The sequence below is a fragment of the Streptomyces sp. SP18CS02 genome, assembly GCF_036322365.1.
Taxonomy (GTDB): Bacteria; Actinomycetota; Actinomycetes; order Streptomycetales; family Streptomycetaceae; genus Streptomyces.
In genome coordinates this window covers 154,955-176,981 of record NZ_JAQYXC010000263.1, presented here as the reverse complement: position 1 = coordinate 176,981, position 22,027 = coordinate 154,955, and the positions used below count along the sequence as shown (strand labels likewise).

General features: G+C 70.0%; 23 protein-coding genes, 1 tRNA gene and 1 riboswitch. Of the genes, 10 read left to right on the top strand and 14 right to left on the bottom strand.

All coding sequences use genetic code 11. From position 1 onward, the window contains the following. Nucleotides 1-28: 28 nt before the first annotated feature. The 3 genes from PUR26_RS07480 (at nucleotide 29) to PUR26_RS07470 (ending at nucleotide 2,833) form a co-directional block, all read left to right on the top strand. Nucleotides 29-502: a very short patch repair endonuclease gene (locus PUR26_RS07480; RefSeq protein WP_329870428.1), complete on the top strand. Its 474-nt coding sequence runs from the start codon at nucleotides 29-31 to the stop codon at nucleotides 500-502. A gap of 36 nt (nucleotides 503-538) precedes the next feature. Further along, a complete protein-coding gene (locus tag PUR26_RS07475) occupies nucleotides 539-1,543 on the top strand; it encodes a DNA cytosine methyltransferase (protein WP_329870426.1) in 1,005 nt (334 codons plus the stop codon). 99 nt (nucleotides 1,544-1,642) lie between these two features. Further along, nucleotides 1,643-2,833, top strand: a complete 1,191-nt coding sequence (locus PUR26_RS07470; protein WP_329870424.1) for a DNA cytosine methyltransferase — start codon at nucleotides 1,643-1,645, stop codon at nucleotides 2,831-2,833. 59 nt (nucleotides 2,834-2,892) lie between these two features. Here PUR26_RS07470 and PUR26_RS07465 read toward each other — a convergent pair whose 3' ends face one another. Further along, entirely contained in the window at nucleotides 2,893-4,809 is a 1,917-nt protein-coding gene (locus tag PUR26_RS07465) for a hypothetical protein (RefSeq protein ID WP_329870423.1), read from the bottom strand. A 333-nt stretch (nucleotides 4,810-5,142) separates the two neighbouring features. Between PUR26_RS07465 and PUR26_RS07460 the strand changes: the two genes are divergently transcribed. Next, a complete protein-coding gene (locus tag PUR26_RS07460) occupies nucleotides 5,143-5,346 on the top strand; it encodes a DUF397 domain-containing protein (RefSeq protein ID WP_329870422.1) in 204 nt (67 codons plus the stop codon). Between the two features lie 66 nt (nucleotides 5,347-5,412). On the opposite strand, the gene PUR26_RS07455 is transcribed toward PUR26_RS07460, so the two are convergent. Both PUR26_RS07455 and PUR26_RS07450 read right to left on the bottom strand, forming a co-directional pair. Further along, nucleotides 5,413-6,588, bottom strand: a complete 1,176-nt coding sequence (locus PUR26_RS07455) for a damage-control phosphatase ARMT1 family protein (RefSeq protein WP_329870535.1) — start codon at nucleotides 6,586-6,588, stop codon at nucleotides 5,413-5,415. A 20-nt stretch (nucleotides 6,589-6,608) separates the two neighbouring features. Then, nucleotides 6,609-7,001 carry a nuclear transport factor 2 family protein gene (locus PUR26_RS07450; protein ID WP_329870421.1) on the bottom strand — a complete coding sequence of 131 codons (393 nt, stop codon included), beginning with the start codon at nucleotides 6,999-7,001 and terminating at the stop codon, nucleotides 6,609-6,611. 212 nt (nucleotides 7,002-7,213) lie between these two features. Between PUR26_RS07450 and PUR26_RS07445 the strand changes: the two genes are divergently transcribed. Next, nucleotides 7,214-7,516 carry a hypothetical protein gene (locus PUR26_RS07445; protein ID WP_329870419.1) on the top strand — a complete coding sequence of 101 codons (303 nt, stop codon included), beginning with the start codon at nucleotides 7,214-7,216 and terminating at the stop codon, nucleotides 7,514-7,516. Nucleotides 7,517-7,712: 196 nt separating this feature from the next. Here PUR26_RS07445 and PUR26_RS07440 read toward each other — a convergent pair whose 3' ends face one another. After that, complete coding sequence (locus PUR26_RS07440; protein ID WP_329870418.1) at nucleotides 7,713-9,032, bottom strand: DUF445 domain-containing protein; 1,320 nt, start codon at nucleotides 9,030-9,032, stop codon at nucleotides 7,713-7,715. A 135-nt stretch (nucleotides 9,033-9,167) separates the two neighbouring features. Here PUR26_RS07440 and PUR26_RS07435 point away from each other — a divergent pair, with 135 nt between their 5' ends. Then, on the top strand, nucleotides 9,168-10,478 hold the full coding sequence (locus tag PUR26_RS07435; protein ID WP_329870416.1) for an SGNH/GDSL hydrolase family protein: 1,311 nt from the start codon (nucleotides 9,168-9,170) through the stop codon (nucleotides 10,476-10,478). 51 nt (nucleotides 10,479-10,529) lie between these two features. On the opposite strand, the gene PUR26_RS07430 is transcribed toward PUR26_RS07435, so the two are convergent. From PUR26_RS07430 to PUR26_RS07415, 4 genes are all read right to left on the bottom strand, one after another. After that, nucleotides 10,530-11,174, bottom strand: a complete 645-nt coding sequence (locus PUR26_RS07430) for a DUF1707 SHOCT-like domain-containing protein (protein ID WP_329870414.1) — start codon at nucleotides 11,172-11,174, stop codon at nucleotides 10,530-10,532. Nucleotides 11,175-11,237: 63 nt separating this feature from the next. Next, a complete protein-coding gene (locus tag PUR26_RS07425) occupies nucleotides 11,238-12,206 on the bottom strand; it encodes an ABC transporter ATP-binding protein (protein WP_329870413.1) in 969 nt (322 codons plus the stop codon). A gap of 6 nt (nucleotides 12,207-12,212) precedes the next feature. Next, nucleotides 12,213-12,977, bottom strand: a complete 765-nt coding sequence (locus PUR26_RS07420; protein WP_329870534.1) for an ABC transporter permease — start codon at nucleotides 12,975-12,977, stop codon at nucleotides 12,213-12,215. Nucleotides 12,978-13,008: 31 nt separating this feature from the next. After that, nucleotides 13,009-13,809 (bottom strand): ABC transporter permease, encoded by an 801-nt coding sequence (locus tag PUR26_RS07415; protein WP_329870411.1) that lies wholly within the window; start codon nucleotides 13,807-13,809, stop codon nucleotides 13,009-13,011. Between the two features lie 160 nt (nucleotides 13,810-13,969). On the opposite strand from PUR26_RS07415, the gene PUR26_RS07410 reads away from it, so the two are divergent. Beyond that, nucleotides 13,970-16,402: a transglycosylase domain-containing protein gene (locus PUR26_RS07410; protein ID WP_329870409.1), complete on the top strand. Its 2,433-nt coding sequence runs from the start codon at nucleotides 13,970-13,972 to the stop codon at nucleotides 16,400-16,402. A gap of 29 nt (nucleotides 16,403-16,431) precedes the next feature. Here PUR26_RS07410 and PUR26_RS07405 read toward each other — a convergent pair whose 3' ends face one another. The 3 genes from PUR26_RS07405 to PUR26_RS07395 all read right to left on the bottom strand — a co-directional run bounded on the left by PUR26_RS07405 (nucleotide 16,432) and on the right by PUR26_RS07395 (nucleotide 17,638). After that, nucleotides 16,432-16,752, bottom strand: a complete 321-nt coding sequence (locus PUR26_RS07405) for a DMT family transporter (protein ID WP_329870407.1) — start codon at nucleotides 16,750-16,752, stop codon at nucleotides 16,432-16,434. Between the two features lie 34 nt (nucleotides 16,753-16,786). Beyond that, nucleotides 16,787-16,858, bottom strand: a riboswitch (guanidine-III (ykkC-III) riboswitch). A gap of 64 nt (nucleotides 16,859-16,922) precedes the next feature. Beyond that, a complete protein-coding gene (locus tag PUR26_RS07400) occupies nucleotides 16,923-17,261 on the bottom strand; it encodes a GroES family chaperonin (RefSeq protein ID WP_329870405.1) in 339 nt (112 codons plus the stop codon). Nucleotides 17,262-17,317: 56 nt separating this feature from the next. Beyond that, a complete protein-coding gene (locus tag PUR26_RS07395) occupies nucleotides 17,318-17,638 on the bottom strand; it encodes a DUF3618 domain-containing protein (protein WP_329870404.1) in 321 nt (106 codons plus the stop codon). 133 nt (nucleotides 17,639-17,771) lie between these two features. Between PUR26_RS07395 and bcp the strand changes: the two genes are divergently transcribed. The 3 genes from bcp (at nucleotide 17,772) to PUR26_RS07380 (ending at nucleotide 20,068) form a co-directional block, all read left to right on the top strand. Continuing rightward, on the top strand, nucleotides 17,772-18,239 hold the full coding sequence (gene bcp / locus PUR26_RS07390) for a thioredoxin-dependent thiol peroxidase (RefSeq protein ID WP_329870402.1): 468 nt from the start codon (nucleotides 17,772-17,774) through the stop codon (nucleotides 18,237-18,239). 174 nt (nucleotides 18,240-18,413) lie between these two features. Next, on the top strand, nucleotides 18,414-19,910 hold the full coding sequence (gene proP / locus PUR26_RS07385) for a glycine betaine/L-proline transporter ProP (protein WP_329870532.1): 1,497 nt from the start codon (nucleotides 18,414-18,416) through the stop codon (nucleotides 19,908-19,910). A gap of 74 nt (nucleotides 19,911-19,984) precedes the next feature. Then, nucleotides 19,985-20,068, top strand: a tRNA-Leu gene (locus tag PUR26_RS07380). 94 nt (nucleotides 20,069-20,162) lie between these two features. Here PUR26_RS07380 and rdgB read toward each other — a convergent pair. The 3 genes from rdgB to rph all read right to left on the bottom strand — a co-directional run bounded on the left by rdgB (nucleotide 20,163) and on the right by rph (nucleotide 22,023). Beyond that, a complete protein-coding gene (gene rdgB / locus PUR26_RS07375) occupies nucleotides 20,163-20,765 on the bottom strand; it encodes an RdgB/HAM1 family non-canonical purine NTP pyrophosphatase (RefSeq protein ID WP_329870400.1) in 603 nt (200 codons plus the stop codon). 32 nt (nucleotides 20,766-20,797) lie between these two features. Next, nucleotides 20,798-21,178: a hypothetical protein gene (locus tag PUR26_RS07370; protein ID WP_329870399.1), complete on the bottom strand. Its 381-nt coding sequence runs from the start codon at nucleotides 21,176-21,178 to the stop codon at nucleotides 20,798-20,800. Nucleotides 21,179-21,285: 107 nt separating this feature from the next. Then, the gene (gene rph / locus PUR26_RS07365; protein ID WP_329870397.1) at nucleotides 21,286-22,023 is read right to left on the bottom strand and encodes a ribonuclease PH; all 738 of its coding nucleotides are present in this window, start codon (nucleotides 22,021-22,023) and stop codon (nucleotides 21,286-21,288) included. Nucleotides 22,024-22,027 lie beyond the last annotated feature (4 nt).

Genomic DNA, 22,027 nt, shown 5'->3' with positions numbered 1-22,027 from the left:
TCACCACGGCGGGGAGGAGGGAGCACTCATGAATCCTGTCGAGCCTTCCTCCCCTGCGGTGTCCGCCCGTATGAGTCGCCAGACCGCAAGGAACACGAACCCGGAGTTGGCCGTCCGGAAGCTGCTGCACGCGGCGGGGCTCCGCTACCGACTCCACGTGCGCGTTCCCGGCATGCCTCGACGAACGATCGACGTCGCCTTCCCCGGAGCGAAGATCGCCGTCTTCCTGGACGGGTGCTTCTGGCACGGCTGCCCGCAGCATGCCACTCGACCGAAGTCCAATGCGGCATGGTGGGGAACCAAACTCGACAAGAACATGGCGCGGGACCGGGAGACCACTGCACATCTCGAAAGCGCGGGATGGCTGGTACTCCGGTACTGGGAGCACGAGGACCCACAGGCCGTCGCCGACGCGGTGGAGGCCGAGAGACGGGCCAGACCGCCACGCGTGCGATCCTCGGCCGACGCAAATACCCATCGGAACCACGGGCCAATCACCTAGAATCCCCCAAGGCATTCTCAAGGTGGGGGGATAGTCATGCTCGATGGCCATGGGCTCACGACGTTGGAGATCTGCGCCGGCGGCGGGGGGCAGGCAATCGGACTCGAACAGGCCGGCTTCGAGCACGTCGGGCTGGTGGAGCAGAACCCTCATGCATGCGCCACACTCCGACTGAATCGCCCCGGTTGGAAGGTCATCGAAGGCGATGTCCGCGACTTCCTGCCGGGCCCTCATATCGGTCAACGCCAGATAGATCTCCTATCCGGCGGCATCCCTTGTACGCCCTACTCCATAGCCGGCAAACAACTCGGCTCCACGGACGAGCGGGATCTTCTGCCCGAAGCTCTACGACTGGCCCGGACTCTTCACCCTCGCGCGATAATGCTGGAAAACGTCTCCGAACTCGTCAAGAGCTCTAAATTCAAGTACACCCGCGAGAAATTGAGCGCCGACCTCCAGGACTTGGGATATTCAGTACGCATGGACCTTGTTGACGCCCAGAATTTCGGCGTTCCCCAACGGAGAGTTCGAGCCGTGGTGGTCGCAATGCGCCCGGATGCTTTCCAGCACTTCAACCTGCCGCTCGGGAATTGGGAGCTCCCTCCGACGGTAGGAGAGGTACTCGAAGACTCCATGGGATCAAAAGGGTGGACGGGCGCGAAGGAATGGGCCCGGCTCGCGAACGACATCGCACCGACTCTCGTCGGGGGATCGATGAAGCATGGCGGTGGAGATCTGGGCCCGGACCGGGCAAAGAACAGCTGGGCGAAACTCGCCGTCAACGGCAACTCACTGAGCGATGACGTTCCCGACCCCGACTTCGTTCTGCAACACGGCGTCGGACGAGGTGGGCGAACCGGCTACCCGAGGCTCACGGCTCACCAAGCCGCCCTGATACAGGGATTTCCCCCCGATTGGCAGTTCGCAGGTGGTAAGACCGCACGCTACAAGCAGATCGGCAACGCCTTCCCCCCTCCCGTCGCCCGCACGGTCGGCACCTCCATCGCCGCAGCCCTGCATGCCGCCTCGACCGCCGGATGAACGTGATGAACCGCACAGGCGCCAAGACGGCCGGTAAGGAGGCAGGTTGGTCGGCAACCGGTCCCGGGGTACGGCTCACATGTCTGTAGTCTGTCGCCCATGACCGCCCGCACCAACGCCACGATCAACGTCGTAGACCTCTTCGCCGGCTGTGGCGGCTTCACTCAAGGGTTCCACGCATACAAGCCGGAACCCGGTCAAAGCTCACCGTTTCGCTCCATCGCTGCCGTCGAATTCGACCAAGCAGCGGCTGCGACCTATGCGGCGAACTTCGGTGGCGACGCAGAAACCGGCTGCGACGTTTTTGCGGGCGATATCAAGGAGTGGGACCCGACCCCCTACAAGGGCAAGGTCGATGTCATCCTCGGCGGACCTCCCTGCCAGGGATTCTCGGGGCTGGGCGCGGAGAACCCCCTGGATCCACGGAACAAGTTGTGGCGGGAGTACGTCAAGGTTGTCGCCGCCCTCGAACCCAAGATTTTCGTGATCGAGAACGTCGACAGATTCTACAAGTCTGCCGAGTACAGGGCACTACTCGGTTCGAACATGAAGGGCCTCCTCCGAAATTACACTCTGACGGAGCAGAAGGTCCTCAATGCGGCCGACTACGGAGTGCCCCAAGCGAGGCGCAGGGCGATCGTAATCGCAACCCACAAGGATCTTCCCGCCCTGAAGCATCCGAGCCCTACCCATGAGAAGAAGAAATCCCCGGAGGGACTGTTCGACCCATCTGGACGCCATCCGTGGGAGACGGTCGAGTATATCTTCAAGAAGACTCCGGTGGAGCCCGCCACTACAGAACTTCCCGACGCAAGAGTCGAGATCCTGGGTGCAAGCATGCCAGGAATATATACCACCAGAGATCTTCATATCGGCAGAAACCCCACTCCCCTCTCACGGGCAAGGTACCGAGCAATCGGACCCGGCCAGAACAGGAATGCCCTCCGGGGACGGACCGCGGTGATCGATGGCAAGGTCGTGGAGCTCTCGACCGCCAGTTGGGACCGACATGACAGCGGCTCCGGGGATGTGATGGGACGCCTCCGGATCGACTCTCCCGCTGTGACCATTCGCACCGAATTCTTCAAGCCGGAAAAGGGACGCTATCTCCACCCCACGGCAAACCGCCCTATCACCCACTACGAAGCGGCGTTGATCCAGGGCTTTCCCGAGGAATTCCGATGGTGCGGCTCGAAGATTCAAATCGCCCGCCAGATCGGAAATGCCGTTCCGGTCGGTCTCTCAGAGGCGTTGGCCAGGCACATCCATCAACATCTGGCCTCGGTCTGAGCGTCGGGACAGGCGTGTCGCTCCGCGCCGCTGTCGACGCGGAGCGAACACATGCCCGATCAGGCGTTCGACCTGCTGCCGAACAAGCCGCCGCCCTGGGTCAGGATGCGCTGCTCGACGTTGATCAGGCCCAGCAACGCTGCGGACAGGGCCTGTGGCGTGAGAAGCTCGCTGACGTCCTCCCGGCCGATCGCCACTGCCTCGCCGTCCTCCGTCCTCGCGACGAGGGTGCCGTTGAGGCTCTGGGCGTGCACCACATGTGCCACGGCCTCTTCTCCGTAGACGCGCTGCACCAGCTGCTGCACGTTGTCGGAGGTCGCCTTGGGCCACACGTTTCGGGTCCAGTGGTTGAACTCCTGCTGGAACACAGGATGCGCAGAGTTGAGATGGACGACTCCCCGGTGCTCGAACCCTTCTACGTCCATCGTTTCGTTCTGCGCATACCTGGCCAGGAACTTCGCTTCCTTGGCGTCGAACGTTTCCCAGCGGAAGGCCGGATATCCGCCTCGCATCCTGGCAGCAGCACCTTGGGCGCCGCCGCCACGAGTCGGCACCAGGATGCGGCTTTCAGGGCCGCTCCTGCGTCCCAGGGCCGGCTTCTCCTTCGCGTCCGCGCTGTTACGGGAGCGGGTGCCGGCCACAGCCGCACCGGCAAGGATTCCTGGAACCCGGCCCCCGGAGGAAGCCGTCGTCCGGGACGCCTTGAAACGTGGGTTCAGCCGATCAAGAATGCGGGTCAGGTTCTTTCCCATGGTGCCGTCCGCACGTGAACCGCTCGAAGCACGCGCCGAGTCCAACGCCTTCTTCAGCGGCTCGGGAAAGGCTTCGAAGAACGCGTCCCCCCACTCGTCCCAGGGAAGTTCGGCACCGCCCTTGGCCATGAGGATATGCCTGGACGCCTGGGTCAGAACGCCCCACTCGGTCGGCCTGCTGTCGCTGAAGACCGGGGGGCGAACGATCAACCACGTGCGACCTTTGATCTCGTCCGTTATGCCGAACTGCCTGTAGCGACTCTTGGTGTGGTCGGCGTGGTACGCCTCGCCCTGGTAGTCCACGACCACCACGGGATGTTGGTCGATGTAGTCGACGCCGCCACCGACCGGGGCGTCCGGTTCGGCAACGTAGAACCACTCGGCGACGGTCCCGTGCTCGTCCACGACGACTTCGCCTCGCAAAGGTGTGGATGGGATGTAGTGCCGCATGCCGTACACCCGCCTCGGGCGCCACACCATGGAACTGCCGTCCGGCAACTCCACGGTCCGGTCCTTGTTGTCACGACGTTCGCTGCGACCCTTGCGGTAGAGGTCCACCACTGTTGTCCGGACCCGACTCCCGTCCCGCTCGGGGACGTCCATCAACCGCCCGTTGAGGTAGCGGACCAGCCCGTCCACGCTCTCGCTCCGAGCGGGGTCAGGATCCCCCTTCCACGTGTCGCTGGCAGCCGACGCTCCGAGAAGAACCATGACGGTCCCCGTCTTCATCCAGTCGGGGCGTACCCGCCGCCAGTCGCAGCCGTGCTCCTCGTCCAGGTAGGGAGGAATCACATCCTGCCGCCCCAGGTAGGTCTCGTCCTCCTCGTCGTACACATCCCACTCGCGGAACGTGTAGCTGTCTCCTTCGCGATGGATCCAGACCATGTACCCGTCGGGCTCCTCCTCGGTGTAGCTGATGACAACCACGCCGTACGGGTTCCACGGGAGCACCGAGGACTTGAAGCCCTGCCCGAAGTTCCCGTCCACGCCGATCGGCTTACCACCACCACCGAAGGACGACAGGAAGACAAGCAGATCGTCCGGAGCCATCCCCGAACCGTTGTCCATGATCGTTCGGCGCAGGACACCTTGGGTGCGAGCGGCCTGCTCCTCGATGCCGAACTCGATGACGGAAGCGCCACTCTCCTCGGAGTTCCGCCACGCTTCTCGGGCCCACTGATATCGACCGCCTGCTTCGTACGCCTGACGGATGAGGTTTCCCACGGCCTCCGGGGGAACGTGAACTCGCCTGGCCATGTGTGGTTGCCCTTCTCTCCCCTAGAACTGAAGTCCTAGAAAACAGTTGAGGGTTGCCCCTCACGTGGCGTCCACTCTACGACCGAGCGCTTTTGGCGTGACGGGATTCTTCGATCATCTGCCCGTTCAGGGAGTCCTCTTGGACGAGTTGTCGGATCGAAGGAGCAATAAGTTCAAGTGTTGCTCAAGTATCGGTTCTCCCGCGAACTTCCCTCGGCGCTTGGACAAGATCCATGGGTTCATGGAGCGGGGCCTCGACGAGCCCCCTGAGTGACCGGACCGCCCGAAGGGATGCAGGCGATGAGCGAAGCCCGTTCCGTCCCCCTTCCGACCACCCGCTGGTTCAAGTCGTCGTACAGCGGTGCCAATACCACCGAGTGCGTCGAGTGCGCGCGTGTCGACGACGACCTGCTGGTGCGGGACTCCAAGCTGGATGCGGGGCCCGTCGTCGCGGTATCGGGTGCTGCCTGGCGGCGGTTCGTGGCGGCGGTCGGGACGTCGTGACCGCGAGCGTCCTCGGTCGAGGCCGAGGCCGACGAGGGCGGCCGTGGCAGTCGGGTAGGGCAGGTCTCAGGGCCTGACCTGGATCAGGGCGTGCGTGCCGTTGGTCCGCCAGCCGTCCTCGCCGGCCTGGAGGGCGGTCAGGGTGGACGGGTCGAGGCCGACGATCACGTCCGACTTCAGGGTGCGCAGGGCGGCCACGGGGCTCGGGAAGTCGCGCGTGCGGTCGGCGAACGGGGTCGTCGCCGGCCACAGCCGGTCCCCCACCAGGCGCCGGTAGTTCAGGTCGCCCTTCACCAGCGTCACGGTGGCGCCGGCCAGATCCTGGCGCAGGTCGTCCGGCATCGCGCTGTACGGCAGCGGCGCGCAGAAGAAGCCGTGGACGCGGACCGCGAGCCTGCCGGCGGTCATCGCCGACCAGAGGCGCCCGCCGACGCCGGCCGCGTATCCGGGGGCATCGCACAGCCGACGCAGGCCGTCGAGCACGTCCGGCATGGTCGCGTCGGACACGTAGTACGGGTACGGCTTGATGTGGAGGACCGCCTCGGCCGCGCGTCCGGTGTGCAGGAGGTGGTCGAGCAGGACCAGGTCGGGGATGAGTTCCCGTCCCGCGTTGTCCGCGATCAGGTGCACGGTGGCCGCCGCGCCCGTGGGCAGGAGCGACCACAGCAGGGCGCTGTCGTCGGCGACGAGGGGCGGCGAGCCGGTGGCGGCGGTGTGTGCCGTACCGGCGGAGATACGGAAGCCCAGGTCGGCGCGGTTGCCCCAGAGCGAGGCGTGCAGGAGCGCCTGAGCCGACTCCTCCGCGGGCCTGCCCGGGAGCTCGTCCAGGGCGGCGAGTTCGTCGTCGACCGCGGCGCTGCGCAGCTCGGCCCGCTTGAAGGGGGCGAAGGGGTCGACGCCCTGCCAGGGCCCGGGATCGAAGTGGCCGAGGGCGGCGAGGAGCTTGCGGTAGAAGTAGCTCTCGGCCCACAGGAACGGGACGTCGAACCAGGACGCGCCGAGGTACTCGCGGGCCCAGTTCTCCCACTGGTCCCGGTCGTGGGCGTCGGGCGCCAGGGGCTCGATCACCCCGTCGGTGGTCTCCTGGAGCAGGGCGTCCAGGGCCCGCTGTCGCGCGGGGTCCCAGGGGAAGGCGTCGCGGACCTGCCGGATGAGTGCCGGGTGGCGTTCGGCCAGAACGCTCCGGGCGAACGAGCCGGGCTCGTTGCTCCGGATCACCGGTGCCTCGTCGCTCGCGGTCATCGCCTCACGCACCCCTCGGGTCACGACCAGAACTCCCCGAACGCCGCCTGATCGGTCCAGGTCTCCCAGCCCTCGGTGACCTTACCTTCGTCGATGTGGAAGACGATGGCGAAGTCCATGTCGAGGTGCCTGCCCTCGCGTGAGGCCGTGCCGTGGAGCAGGGCGACCGTATGGTCGTCGTTGGCGAGGACGTCGCGGAGCCGGGACGCGAACGTGCCGCCCGACAGCTCGAAGACCCGCGCGAACAGGCCGAAGGTCGCGTCACGGCCCTCGTACACCCCGGACAGCGGGCCCCTGCCCGTCAGATGCCATACGACTCCGGGTGCGAAGACCTTCGCCAGTGCCTTCATGTCCCCCGCGGAGAAGGCGCTCATGGCGCGCTGGAACACCGTGATGTGCGGGTGAACGGTCACCGTTGCCTCCCTCGGCCGACCGCGAACGTAGCGCGGAGCCTGCCCGCCGGCCGTGGACGCACCGTGAAGGGGCGCTCCGCCCACACGACCGGACGCGCGCCGGGCGCCCGCCCGGCCCCGGGACGGGTCTCGTACGGGCCCGGCGTGAGCGGTGCGGACCGCCGCGTTAGCCTCGGGCAGGCAGACCGAAGAAGGCGGAAGGCAGGACAGCGATGGCCAGGATCCCGGCAACAGTGGTGGCGGCGAGCGGGCTTGTCGGCGGGTACGCCGTCGCCCGGTGGACCGGGAAGCGGCCCCTCGGCGGGGCCGCCCTGCTCGCCGCGGGGGCGGTGGCCGCCCGGGAGTGGCAGCAGCGCAGTGGCGGGAAGGCCGCGGCCGGGCTGAGCGTCGCGTATGTGGCCGCGTTCGCCGGGTCCCACCCGCTGGCCAAGAAGGTGGGCGCCTGGCCTGCGGTGTTCTCCGTGGCCGGGGCCATGGCCGCCGCCTCCTGGGCGGTCACCCGCGAGCGGGGCTGAAAAAGACGGCGCCCGGGGTGAACGCGCCCCGGGTGCCGCGCGTATTCAAGGGCACCTCCCCACAGTGGCTGGGCGGGCGACCGAACGGCAGGGAACATGGTCGCCCGCCCAGCGACCCTCCCCCGGGCCGCCGGCCCCGTGCGGCACCGGCGGAGCACTGGCCGCCCCGGCCGTTCGAGCGCCGCTCGTCGGGCCCTCAGCCGCCCAGCGCGTGCGAGACCGTGTAGATCACCAGGCCGGCCAGGGCTCCCACGACCGTGCCGTTGATACGGATGAACTGGAGGTCGCGGCCGATGTTGGCCTCGATCTTCTTCGACGTCTGGTCCGCGTCCCAGCCGGCCACCGTGTCGGTGATCAGTGAGGTGATCTCGGCGCGGTAGGTCGTGACGACGTAGACCACCGCGTCCTCGATCCAGCCGTCCACCTTCTCCTGGAGGCGGGTGTCGGTCGCCAGCCGGCTGCCGAGGGAGATCAGCGAGGCGCGGGCGCGCATCCGCAGTTCGCTGGTCTCGTCCTCCGCCGCCGAGATGATCAAGGAGCGTATCGAGGCCCAGGCGGACGCGATGACGTCCTGCACCTCCGGGCGGGCCAGAAGGTCCGACTTGAGGCGCTCCACGCGCCCCCGGGTGTCCGTGTCGGCCTGGAGGTCGGACGCGAAGTCCGTCAGGAAGCGGTCGATCGCGCCGCGAGCCGGATGCGCGGGCATGTCGCGCATCTCCGTGACGAAGCGCAGCAGCTCCTTGTAGACCCGCTCGCCGACCTTCCTGTCGACGAACCGGGGTGTCCAGCCGGGGGCGCCGCCCTGGACCGCGTCCATGACGGAGTCGCCGTGGAAGACCAGCCAGTCGTGCGCGCGGGCGCAGATCAGGTCCACCGCCCGGCGGTGCGCGCCGTCGGCGACGACCTTCTCCAGGGTCTTCCCTATCCCGGGGGCGATCTCCGCAGCGTCGGCCCGCCGCGTGATCGCCTCGCCGACGACTGCCTGTACGTCCGCGTCGCGGAGTACGGTCAGCGCGCCGCGCAGGGCCGTCGACAGCTCGGCCGTCACCCGGTCGGCGTGGGCCGGCTCGGCGAGCCAGCCGCCGAGGCGGCGGCCGATGGACAGGGAGTGCAGGCGGGCCCGTACGACATCGGCGGACAGGAAGTTCTCACCGACGAACGCGCCGAGCGAGGCACCCAGCTGGTCCTTCTTCGTCGGGATGATCGCGGTGTGCGGGATGGGCAGTCCGAGCGGTCGCCGGAAGAGGGCCGTGACCGCGAACCAGTCCGCCAGCGCGCCCACCATGCCGGCCTCGGCCGCCGCGGCCACATAGGGCGGCCAGCCGGTCACGCCGGAGTTGCGGGCCCAGGTGGCCAGCGCGTAGACGACGGCCACGAACAGGAGCAGGCCCGTCGCCGTGGCCTTCATGCGCCGGACCCCCTGGCGCTTCTCCTCGTCCGCCGCCGTGTACGCGAAGGCGACCAGCGGCGACCGGGCCCCCGAGGGGGCCTTCTCGTCCGTTTCCGTGCGTTCCATCCGCTCCACCGTTCGCGTACGACGTCTGTACGTAGTCACTACCTCAGGTACTCCCGGGGCGCATTCCGAGTTCCCGGGGCCATGCCGGATGATGTGTTCGGTTCTTGAAAAGCGGTCCCGGGGGATACATCGGTCATGAGCGCACGTCGCGGATACGCCATGCTCGCCGCGTTGATGGCGCTGGTCGTCGCCGTCTGCGGCACCATCTACGTGGCGGTCGAGGGTGCGGGGGGCGCCGGAGGCGCCGGAGGCACACGGGGCGGCTCCGCCGACGGTGTGCGGGCGGGTTCGGCCCGCCTGCCGGCCGCGACGGTCGAGGCCGGCGCGGCGTGGACCGGCACCTGGTCCGCGTCACCGGCCGAGCCGGGCCCGCCGGCCCGCGCGCAGGGCGCGACCGCGCGTTCGCTGCGCAACGTCGTGCACACCAGTATCGGCGGCACCCATGCCCGGATCACCCTGACGAACCTGTACGGGCAGCGTCCGCTGGTGGTCGGGGCCGCCTCCATCGCCGTGCGGGAGGCGGGCGCCGCGGCCGTGCCCGGGACCCTGCGCCGGGTGACCTTCGCGGGCAGCACCCGGGTCACGGTCGCACCGGGCGCGGAGAAGGTCAGCGACCCGGTCCAGGTCCCCGTGCCGTACGACGGCGACCTCCTGGTCACCGTCCACACCCCGGCCGCCGCTCCGGTCACCCGGCACCCGATAGCGCGCCAGACCTCGTACGCGGCCGCCGGCGACCGGACGCTGGACCCGGGCGGGCGGGCATACACGGCGCGCGGCACCGCGTGGGAGCACCTCGCGGCGGTCGACGTGGTCAATCCGTCGGCCCGGGGCGCCGTCGTCGTCTTCGGCGACTCGATCACCGACGGTGTCGGCTCGACGTCGGACACCAACCGGCGCTGGCCCGATCTCCTGGCCGACCGGCTGCGGGGCCGGGGCTACGCGGTGCTCAACCAGGGCATAGGCGGCAACTGCGTGCTGCGCGACGGCAAGGGGCAGAGCGGCGTCGGCCGCTTCCAACGGGACGCCCTGGGCCGCTCCGGAGCCAGGACCGTGGTGATCAGCCTCGGCATCAACGACATCCTGCGCCCGCCGCACGAGCGGGACGCCCGGCGCATAGGCGACGGGCTGACCGCCCTGACCCGTCAGGCGCACGCGCGCGGGCTGCGGGTGGTCGGCTCGACGCTGATGCCGTTCGGCGCCCATCGCCGCCACTCCCCCGAGCTGGAGGCGGTGCGCCAGGAGGTCAACCGGGCCATACGGGCGGGCGGCGTGTTCGACGAGGTGGTGGACTTCGACGTGGCGCTGCGCGACCCGTACGCGCCCGAGCGGCTGCTGCCCGCGTACGACTCCGGGGACGGCCTGCACCCGAACGACGCCGGTTACCGGCGCATGGCGGCCTTCCTGGACCCGGCCGACCTGGAGGGCGGCGCCCCGCAGCAGCTGTGAGGGCCCGCGGGAGCGGTGGTCCCGGGGCGTCGGCCGCCGGCGCCCCGCCCCTCAGCCGTCGAGTTCCTTGCGGTCCTTCTCCGCCTTCAGCCCCTTGCGCCGCTTGCGCACCACCCCGATGCCGCCCATCAGGGCGAACCCGGTGACCGTCACGCGCGGCGACCCGGGCGTGCCCTCGCCGTCCCCGCTGTCGTCGAAGCCGCCCATGAAGCCGAAGCCCTTCACCTCGACGTGCATGTCGGGCGGCACGACGACCTCGACACCGCCCATGAGGGCGAAGCAGCGGATCACGATGTCGCGGTCCTCGAAGTTCGCCTCGCGCAGGTCGATCTGCCCGCCCGCCTGGATGACGACCGCCGTGAAGGCGCGGCCGATGGTCCACCGGCCGCGCCGTGAGAACGCGCTCCACCAGGCGAACCCGACCCGGGAGGTGGCCGGTTGCCCGATCCGCGAGGCCCAGCCGCCGTCGGCGAGGGCGGGCGCGGCTCCGGTCCCGGCAGCGGTACCGGAGGGCGCGGGGAGGTCGCGTACCAGCGGCTCCAACTCGCCGTGCGTACGGGCCCTGTAGGCGGCGTCCAGCCGCTCCTCGAACTCCGTCATGTCGAGCCGGCCCTCGGCCACCGCGTCCCGCAGCCGTTCGGCGATCCGCTCGCGTTCCGCGTCGGAGGCCCGCATCTCAGGGAGTTCATCCGTCATGCGAACAGCCTAGTGCGCGGGGTCCTGCGAGGTCCTGTCGGCAGCCCCGGCCGGGCACCGGGCTCACAGGCCGGACGACCTCTCCGCGTACATCCTGGCGATCACGGTCTCGATGTCCGGCTCCCGCACCGACAGGTCCACCAGCGGGTACTCCGCCGCGATCCGCGCCACCAGCGGCGCCGCCGACCGGGCGGCCGGGAAGGCCAGCCACTGCCGGGGGCCCTCCACCCTCACCACCCGGGCGCCGTCCGCGTCGATGGGGGGCAGCTCCCGCTCCAGGTCGACGACGAGCGTCCGCTCGCTGTCGCCCACCTCGTGCAGCCCGCCCAGCGCCCCGTCGTACATCAGCCGCCCGTGGTCGATGACCATCACGCGCTTGCACAGCTGCTCGATGTCCGTCAGGTCGTGCGTGGTGAGCAGGACCGTCGTGCCGTGCTCGGCGTTCAGGTCCCGCAGGAACTCCCGCACCCGGGCCTTGGAGATCACGTCCAGGCCGATCGTCGGCTCGTCCAGGTAGAGCACCTCCGGGTCGTGCAGCAGCGCCGCCGCGATGTCGCCGCGCATCCGCTGGCCGAGCGACAGCTGACGCACCGGCACCTCCAGCAGGGCGCCCAGGTCCAGCAGTTCGACGCACCGTTCCAGGTTCTCCCGGAAGCGCGCGTCGGGGATCCGGTACATCCGGTGGACCAGGCGGTACGAGTCGCGCAGCGGCAGGTCCCACCAGAGGGTCGTCCGCTGTCCGAACACCACTCCTATCCGCCGCGCCAGCCGGGTGCGCTCGCGCGACGGGTCGATCCCCGCGACCCGCAGCCGGCCGCCGCTGGGGGTGAGGATGCCCGTCAGCATCTTGATGGTCGTGGACTTCCCGGCGCCGTTGGGGCCGATGTAGCCGACCATCTCGCCGCGCGCCACGCGGAAGCCGATCCCGTCGACCGCCCGCACCTCGCGCCTCTCCCGGCGCAGGAAACCCACCTTGCGCCTCACGTCGAAGACCTTCTCGACATCCTCCAGCTCGATGAAATCGCTGTCCACGCCCGCTCAGCTCCCTGTGCTCCGGTACGAACGAATCCCCACCCGCCATGCCAGTCCCGCCAGCGCCCAGAACCCCACCGCGACCACCGGTGAGACGAAGGCCGCCCACTGCGGGAGCCCCGCCGGGGCGTCCCGCCCCAGGACGTACAGCGCCGGGACCCAGTTCACGAAGGCCAGCGGCACCAGATAGACCACGCCCCGCACCAGCTCGGTCGCGAAGATCGACGGCGGGTACTGCAGCAGGGTGTTGCCCCCGTAGGTGAAGGCGTTGGTGACCTCCGCCCCGTCCTGCGCCCAGAACTGGAACGCCGCGCCCACCACCATCACGGCCGAGAAGATCAGCCAGCCGACGATCACCGTCATCGGGACGAGCAGCACCTTCAGCGGTGTCCAGGAAATCTCCAGCACCACCAGCGACCAGATCAGCACCAGCAGCCCCTGTGTCACCCGCCCCAGCCGCCGCAGCGCGAACCGGTCCGCCGCCACCTGCGCGAGCACCGGCACCGGGCGCACCAGCATCGTGTCGAGCGTGCCGTCACGCACCCGCTTGCCCAGCCGTCCCACCTGCCCCAGCGCCAGATCGGCCAGCCCGAAGGCGGTGCTGGTCGTCCCGTACAGGAAGGCCACCTCCCCGAAGGAGAAGCCGCCCAGCCCCCGCACCTGACCGAACATCAGCAGGATGACCACGAAGTCGAATCCGGTGGCCAGGAAGTTCGACAGGAGCGTCATCGCGAACGAGAAGCGGTACGTCATCGTCGAGCGCACCCACATGCCCGCGATCAGGCCGTACGCGCGCAGCCCCTCAGCCACCCTGCACCACCACCCTTCGGGTCGCCGTCGCCTGGAGGACCCGCCCGGCCGCCAGCAGCACCAGCGCCCAGCCCGCCTGGAAGGCGTACGCCTCCAGCAGGTCACGGCCGGTGCGCTTCTCCAGGAAGACGTCGGCCGGGATCTGGAGCATCGACGCCCACGGCAGCATCCGCGCCACCTCGCCCAGCAGGCCGGGGAAGACGCTCAGCGGCAGCAGCATCCCGGAGAAGAACAGCCCCGACAGCCAGGCCACCTGCACCACACCGGCCCCGTCCATCAGCCAGAACGCGCTCAGCGCCACCAGGAACCACACCGCGTAGCTCACGACGACGCCCAGCAGGACCGACAGCAGGAAGGCCGGCCAGGTCAGCAGCCGCCCGGGGAGCGACAGGTCGAAGGCGCACGCGCCGATCACCATGGGCGCGACGCCCCGCCCCAGCAGCTGGAAGCCGCTGCGGCCCAGGGTGAAGGAGAGCCACCACATCTGGAGGTCGGCGGGCCGGTACAGGTCGACGGCGATGTCACCCGTCTTGATGCGCTCGATGAGCTCGTCCTCGAAGCCGCCGCCCATGAGTCCGCAGGTCGCCAGCAGCGCCTGTCCGATCCACACATAGGCCAGCGCCTCCGGCATGTCGTAGCCGCCGAGGTGGGGGCGCTCGTCCCAGAGAGCTATGTAGGTGTAGGCCAGGATGAAGCCGAAGACGGTGTTGGTGAACACTCCTGCCGCCGTGGCCACCCGGTACGTCGCGTAGCGCCGGAACCCACCGGCCGCCACCGCCGCGTACAGCCGCACATCAGCTCCTTCCCTCGCGCCAAAGCGGGTGAGCCTACCGAGCCGCGATGCGCCCCCGCGACCGCTTTTCGGCTGCCGTTGCCGGGGATGCGCGGGTGCGCGATGCACTATGAAGGAGCCGTACAAATCCACCCATACGACACAGACAGGCCGGAGACCCATGAGCGACGACCCACCGCAGCCGGGCTGGTACCCCCGTGACCCGACCGTGGCGGTCCCGGCCGGTCCCGTCGCGACCGGCACGCCCAGGGGAGACGGACGTTCCGCGCGCGGCCGCCGGCCACCACGCACCGGCCTGCGCCGTCTCGTCCCGACCTGGCGGACGGTCCTCGGCACGTTCCTCTTCCTCGCCCTGCTGGTGATCGGCGGGTTCTTCGCCGGCTACCACCTGGTCGCCATCCCGGCGGCCAACGCCGCGGCGACCGCCCAGTCCAACGTGTACCTCTACAAGGACGGCAGCCAGATCGCCCGTGACGGTGAAATCAACCGGGAGAACGTGCGGCTGGAGCAGGTCCCGGTGACCGTCCAGCACGCCGTACTCGCCGCCGAGGACCGCGACTTCTACACCGAGTCGGCCGTCGACCCCGAGGCGATGCTCCGCGCCGCCTGGAACACCGTCACCGGCAAGGGGACCCAGGGCGGGTCCACCATCACGCAGCAGTACGTCAAGAACTACTACCTGGGGCAGGAACGGACCATCACCCGGAAGGTGAAGGAGTTCTTCATCGCGATCAAACTCGACCGCGAGAAGACCAAGGACGAGATCTTCGAGGGGTACCTCAACACCAGCTACTACGGCCGCAACGCCTACGGCATCCAGGCGGCCGCCCGCGCCTACTACGGCCACGACGTCCAGCACGTCGGCACCGGGCAGGCCGCCTACCTCGCCTCGCTGCTCAACGCCCCCAGTGCGTACGACATCGGCGCCCACCCTCAGAACAGGCCCAGCGTGGAGGCCCGGTGGAACTACGTGCTCGACGCCATGGTGAAGGAGCGGTGGCTGGTCGCCGGCGAACGGGCCTCCCTGCCCTTCCCGGTCCCGCAGACCGCCAGGCCGTCGACGGGCCTGGCCGGCCAGCGCGGCTACATCGTGCAGGCGGTCGAGGACTACCTCACCGACCACCGCATCATCGACGCGACCACCCTGGCCACCGGCGGCTACCGGATCACCACCACCCTGGAGCGGGCGAAGCAGGACGCGTTCGCCCAGGCCGTCGCCGACCAGGTCACCTCCCGGCTCTCCGAGGGCAACGCGGCCGACCACCTCGTACGGGTCGGGGGCGCCGCCATCGACCCCGCCACCGGCAAGGTCGTGGCCATGTACGGCGGCATCGACTTCACCAAGCAGTACGTCAACAACGCGACCCGCCGCGACTACCAGGTCGGCTCGACCTTCAAACCGTTCGTCTTCGCCTCGGCCGTCGACAACGGCTCCACCACCCAGAACGGCGAGCGGATCACCCCGAACACGGTGTACGACGGAACGAACAAGCGCCCGGTGCGCGGCTGGAGCGGCGCCCCCTACGCCCCCGCCAACGAGGACGACGTCTCCTACGGGCCGATCACCGTCCGGACCGCCACCGACAAGTCGGTCAACGCCGTGTACGCGCAGCTGGCCGTCGACGTGGGGCCGGGCAAGGTCGAGCAGACCGCCGTCCGTCTCGGCCTGCCGGCCGACACCCCCGACCTCACCGCGTCCCCCTCCATCGCGCTCGGCCCGGCCACCGCGAGCGTGCTCGACATGGCGGAGGCGTACGCGACGCTCGCGAACCACGGCAGGCACGGCACGTACACGCTGGTCGAGAAGGTCCAGAAGGACGGCACCGACCTCGCGCTGCCCGTCTCGGCCGGCACCCAGGTGATCAGCCGCGAGGCCGCCGACACCACGACGGCCGTGCTGCGCGGCGTCGTCGAGGGCGGCACGGGCACCGCCGCCCGGTCGGCCGGGCCGGCGGCCGCCGGAAAGACGGGAACCGCCGAGGACGACAAGGCCGCCTGGTTCGCCGGGTACACCCCGGAGCTGGCGACCGTGGTCGCCGTGATGGGCCAGGACCCGAAGACGGGAGCGCAGAAGCCGCTGTACGGAGCGCTGGGCCTGCCGAGGATCAACGGCGGCGGGGCGCCCGCGCAGATCTGGGGCCAGTTCACCCGGGCCGCCCTCCAGGGCACGCCCCCGAGGGAGTTCGACCTGCGCCTGGCGGAGGGGGCCGAGCTGGAGCAGGAGCCGCTGCCGGCCGATCCCCTCCGGCCGCACGAGTCGGCCTCCGGGGAGTACCCGGACGACCGGGCCCAGGGCGGTGCGGCCGACGGCGGCGGCAACGGTACGGGCGGGACGGGGGGCCCGGGCGGCACGGACGGCGACCCCGGCGGGACGCGGGGCCCCGACGGCAGGGCCACCGCGGCGGGGGCCACCGCGGGCCACGGCAGGCCGGCGGACAGCGGTTTCACCGCGGGCGCCACGACCGGCGGCGTCATGGACGGCCAGGTCATCGGCGGCATCGACGGCGGCGATCCGTCCGGCATGGACGGCGCCACGGGCGGCGGCCCCCTGCACTTCCGGCGACCGTTCGTCCCCCCGCCGCCCGGCGCGTGAGCCCGGCGAGCGGGGGGCGGGGAGGGCGCTCAGTGCCCCGATGTCGCCTTGAGGCCCACCACCGCGACCAGCAGCAGACAGACGAAGAAGATCCGGGCGGCGGTCGCCGGCTCGCCCAGCACCATCATGCCGACCACCGCCGCGCCCGCCGCGCCGATGCCGACCCACACGCCGTACGCGGTGCCGATCGGCAGGGTCTTCGCGGCGTGGGACAGCAGCAGCATGCTGGCGACGATCCCGGCACCGGTGAACACGCTCGGCCACAGCCGGGTGAACCCGTCGGTGTACTTCATCCCGATCGACCAGGCCACTTCGAGCAGACCGGCGACGACGAGCAGGATCCAGGCCATGACGGCACCTCCGAGAGACGGAAACGGACTACGGGGTGCGTCGTCTTTGCGTACAACCCGGTACGGCGCGTCTCGTCGGGGGTCCTTCAACGGTAGCAAGGGGCGTGCCGAAGGGCCCGGTGACATCCGCCACCAGGCCCACGGACCGGGCCGTCCCCCTGATCAGGGGGTCAGAGGTACAGGCCGGTCGAGTCCTCGGAGCCCTCGAAACGGTCCGCCGCCACCGCGTGCAGATCCCGCTCGCGCATCAGCACGTACGCCACGCCCCGCACCTCGACCTCGGCGCGGTCCTCGGGGTCGTACAGCACCCGGTCCCCGGGCTCCACGGTCCGGACGTTCTGTCCGACCGCGACGACTCCGGCCCAGGCCAGGCGGCGGCCGACCGCGGCGGTCGCGGGGATCAGAATGCCCCCGCCGGAGCGCCGCTCGCCCTCGGGGGTGTCGGACCGGACCAGCACCCGGTCGTGCAGCATCCGGATGGGCAGCTTGTCGTGGGTGTTGTCGCTCACGTCACGAACCTACCTGCCCGGGCGTGTCGCGGGGACCGGAGGGGGTCTCCACCGGCTCAGTCCTCGCGCTTGCGGCCGGACACGGTGATGAGTCCGATCACGGCGACCGCCACGAGCGCCACCGGGAGCACGCGCTCCAGCCGGGGAGTGCCGTCGTGGGAGACGAAGCGGGACTTCACATCCGTCACGGCGCGGTTGACCGCGACGAACGCGCGCCCCGCCGTCTCGTCGATCGTCGACGCGACCTTGGCCTTCGCGTCTCCGACGATCGTCCTGGGGTGTACCCGTACGCCGATCTCGTCGAGAGTGACGGCGAGCTGCTCGCGCCGGCGGACGATGTCCGCCTCGATCTGCGCGGGGGTCCTGGCATCCGACACCGGGCTGCCTCCGTGATCTGGTCCGCTGGTCCGTAAGTGCGTGGTGGACAGTCTGTCAGCTCGACCGCCCGACCACTGCCTCCGACCCCCATTAGGCTCTGGACGCGTACGCCCACCCCCTCCGAGGAGAGCCATGAGCGAGCGACTTCAGCCCGGCGACACCGCCCCCGCCTTCACCCTGCCCGACGCGGACGGCAATGACGTCTCCCTCGCCGACCACAAGGGCCGCAAGGTCATCGTGTACTTCTACCCGGCCGCCCTCACCCCCGGCTGCACCAAGCAGGCGTGCGACTTCACCGACAACCTGGAGCTGCTGGCGGGCGCCGGCTACGAGGTGATCGGGGTGTCGCCGGACAAGCCGGAGAAGCTGGCCAAGTTCCGCGACAAGGAGAGTTTGAAGGTGACTCTCGTCGGTGACCCGTCGAAGGAGACGCTGGAGGCGTACGGCGCCTTCGGCGAGAAGAAGCTGTACGGCAAGACGGTGACGGGTGTCATCCGCTCGACGGTCGTCGTGGACGAGGAGGGCAAGGTCGAGCGGGCCCTCTACAACGTGAAGGCGACCGGACACGTCGCCAAGATCATCAAGGATCTCGGCATCTGAGATCCGCCCCTGTGACGGACCTCACGAACCGCCTCGTGAGGCCCGCCGACGGGCCTCGCGGCGCGCGCGGTCCGGGTGAGGGAGGCCCCCGCACCCGGAGCGCGGGTTTGCGAGCGCCACGACCGAGCAGGTGTTCCCCTCGGAATGAGCACAGTCCAGGAAAGGAACTCGGTCATGGCGGTCACCGGCGAGGAGCACACGGCCGACCCCGCAGCGGTCAGACGCCACCCGATCCTCTTCCGCACGATCAAACAGCGGAAGAACCCCAAGCTTCGGCGATCGGACATCACGGTCACCGACCAGGCGGCGGTCAAGCGGGCCGTGAAGGCGGCCTCGCTCGGCAATGCCATGGAGTGGTTCGACTTCGGCATCTACAGCTATCTGGCCGTCACCCTCGGGCATGTCTTCTTCCCGTCCGGGAACGAAACGGCTCAGCTGCTGTCGTCGTTCGCGACCTTCGCCGTGGCCTTTCTGGTCCGGCCGCTGGGCGGCATGTTCTTCGGCCCCATGGGCGACCGGATCGGGCGCAAGAAGGTCCTCGCCCTGACGATGATCATGATGGCGGTCGGCACCTTCGCGATCGGCCTGATCCCCTCGTACGCCTCGATCGGCTTCTGGGCCCCCGTGCTGCTGATCCTCTTCCGGCTCGTGCAGGGCTTCTCCACGGGCGGTGAGTACGGCGGCGCCTCCACCTTCATCGCGGAGTACGCCCCCGACAAGCGCCGGGGCTTCTTCGGCAGCTTCCTGGAGTTCGGCACGCTGGCGGGTTACGTGGGCGCCGCGGGTTTGGTCACCGTGCTGACGGCGGCCCTCGGCCCGGACACCATGGCCGACTGGGGCTGGCGCGTGCCGTTCCTGGTGGCGGGCCCGCTGGGGCTGGTCGGCCTCTACCTGCGGCTGCGGCTCGACGAGACCCCCGCGTTCCAGAAGCTGGAGGCGGAGAACGCGTCCGCCTCGGAGGCGGCGGACCCGGTGGAGACCTCCGCCAAGGGCGACCTGGCCAAGATCTTCCGCCAGTACTGGCCCACCCTGATCCTCTGCGTCGCGCTGGTCGGCGCGTACAACGTCACCGACTACATGCTGCTGTCGTACATGCCGACGTACCTCTCCGACGAGCTCGGCTACAGCGAGACGCACGGCCTGCTGATCCTGCTCGGCGTCATGGCCCTCCTGATGCTGATCATCAATCAGGTGGGAAGGCTCAGCGACAGGTTCGGCCGCAAGCCGCTGCTGATGGCGGGCATGCTGGGCTTCCTGGTGCTGTCGGCGCCCGCGTTCCTGCTCATCGGGCAGGGCAGCGTCCTCGCGATCACGGCCGGCATGCTGATGCTGGGCCTGTCCCTGGTCTGCCTGCTGGGCACCATGTCGGCGGCGCTGCCGGCCCTGTTCCCGACCGAGGTGCGCTACGGCTCGCTGTCGGTGGGGTACAACCTCTCCGCGTCCCTCTTCGGCGGCACGACCCCGCTGGTCATCACGGCGCTCATCAGCCTGACGGGCAGCAACCTGATGCCCGCCTACTACGCCATGGCGGCCGCCCTGGTGGGCGTCATCGCGGTGGCCTGCATGAAGGAGACGGCCCGTCAGCCGCTGGCCGGCTCCCCGCCGTCGGTCTGCACCAAGGAGGAGGCCGCGGAGCTGGTCCAGGCCCAGGCGCCCGAGCCGAGGTTCTGAACCGCCGCTGCCCCTCGGGTGAACCCCGCCCCGGCCCGCCGGAGCGCCTGCTTCGGTACGATGACAGGCGACCGGCGGCGGTGGTGCAATGGCGACACAGCAGACTTAGGATCTGTGGCCCTTGATCGGGCTTGAGGGTTCGAATCCCTTCCGCCGCACTTCACGGCCTGCGCATCGCGTTGTCGATGCGCAGGCCGTTCGCGTCGCGCCCTCCCGGGCCGCCCGGACGCTCGCGCCTCCGGCGCCGGCGGCTCAGCCCAGCAGTTCGCGCACCACCGGGGCCAACGCCCGGAAGGCCTGGCCTCGGTGGCTGATGGCGTTCTTCTCCGCCGGGTCGAGCTCCGCGCAGGTGCGGCTGTGGCCGTCCGGCTGGAGGATCGGGTCGTAGCCGAAGCCGTTCGTCCCGCGCGGGGCGTCCACCAGGGTGCCGCGCAGGCGGCCCTCGACGACGCGTTCCGTGCCGTCCGGGAGGGCGAGTGCGGCCGCGCAGGCGAAGTGGGCGGCGCGGTGCGAAGCGTCGATGTCGGCGAGCTGGGCCAGCAGCAGGTCCAGGTTGGCCCGGTCGTCGCCGTGGCGGCCCGCCCAGCGGGCCGAGAAGATGCCGGGCGCGCCGCCGAGGACGTCCACGCACAGGCCCGAGTCGTCGGCGACGGCGGGCAGACCGGTCGCCCTGGCGAGGGCGTGGGCCTTGAGCAGGGCGTTCTCGGCGAAGGTGACGCCGGTCTCCTTGACGTCGGGGATGTCGGGGTAGGCGTCCGCGCCGACGAGGTCGTGGGTGAGCCCCGCGTCGGCGAGGATGGCGTGCAGTTCGGTGATCTTCCCGGCGTTGCGGGTGGCGAGGATCAGGCGGGTCATGCCCCCAGTATCTACGGGGGCGCGGACCCCGCTCACGGGGTGCAGACCTTGCCGATCTCCGCCGCCGCGTCGGTGACGGGCTGGATGTCGGGCGTGTTGTCTCCGGCCTTCACGGCCGCCCGTACGTTGTCGACGCCCGTGTTCAGGTCGTCGACCGCCTTGGACAGGTCCGCGTTGTCGGTCTTGTCCTTGAGGGTGTCGAGTTCCCTGTCGATGTCGTCGAGGGCCTCGGTGAGCTGGGTGGGGTCGTTGGCCGCCGTGGAGACGGCGTTGGAGAGCTTGTCGACGCTGGTGGCGATGGCGTCGGCGGCCTGGACGCAGTCCATGGCCTTGTCGAGGGCCGAGCAGCCGGCCGTACCCGTGAGGGCGATGACTGCGGTGGCGGCGACGAGAGCGGCGGTGCGACGGCTCATGGAACGTGTCCTCCCCGGTTCTGCGGACGGGCGCACGGTTCGGCCCGTGCGCCCGTACTCGTTCGGACGCCTCCCGGGGCGTCCTGGTTGCCGGACCCTTCGCGTGCCTACGCCTGGAGGGTGCCTTCGAGGGCCGCGCGCTGGAGGGCGGCGAGGTCGGCGCAGCCCCCGGTGGCGAGGTCGAGGAGGGCGTTGAGCTCCTTGCGGTCGAAGGGCTCGGCCTCGGCGGTGCCCTGGACCTCGACGAAGCGGCCGTCGCCGGTGCAGACGACGTTCATGTCGGTCTCGGCGCGCACGTCCTCCTCGTAGCAGAGGTCGAGGAGCGGGGTGCCGTCGACGATGCCGACGGAGACGGCGGCGACGGTGCCGGTGAGGGGCTTGCGGCCGGCCTTGACGAGCTTCTTGCCCTGGGCCCAGGCGACGGCGTCGGCGAGGGCGACGTAGGCGCCGGTGATGGCGGCGGTGCGGGTGCCGCCGTCGGCCTGGAGGACGTCGCAGTCGAGGACGATGGTGTTCTCGCCGAGCGCCTTGTAGTCGATGACGGCGCGCAGGGACCGGCCGATGAGCCGGGAGATCTCGTGCGTGCGGCCGCCGATCTTGCCGCGTACGGACTCGCGGTCGCCGCGGGTGTTGGTGGAGCGGGGCAGCATCGAGTACTCGCCGGTGACCCAGCCTTCGCCGCTGCCCTTGCGCCAGCGCGGCACGCCTTCGGTGACGGAGGCGGTGCAGAAGACCTTGGTGTCGCCGAAGGAGATGAGGACGGAGCCCTCGGCGTGCTTGCTCCATCCGCGTTCGATGGTGACAGGGCGGAGCTGTTCGGGGGTGCGGCCGTCGATTCGAGACATGGGG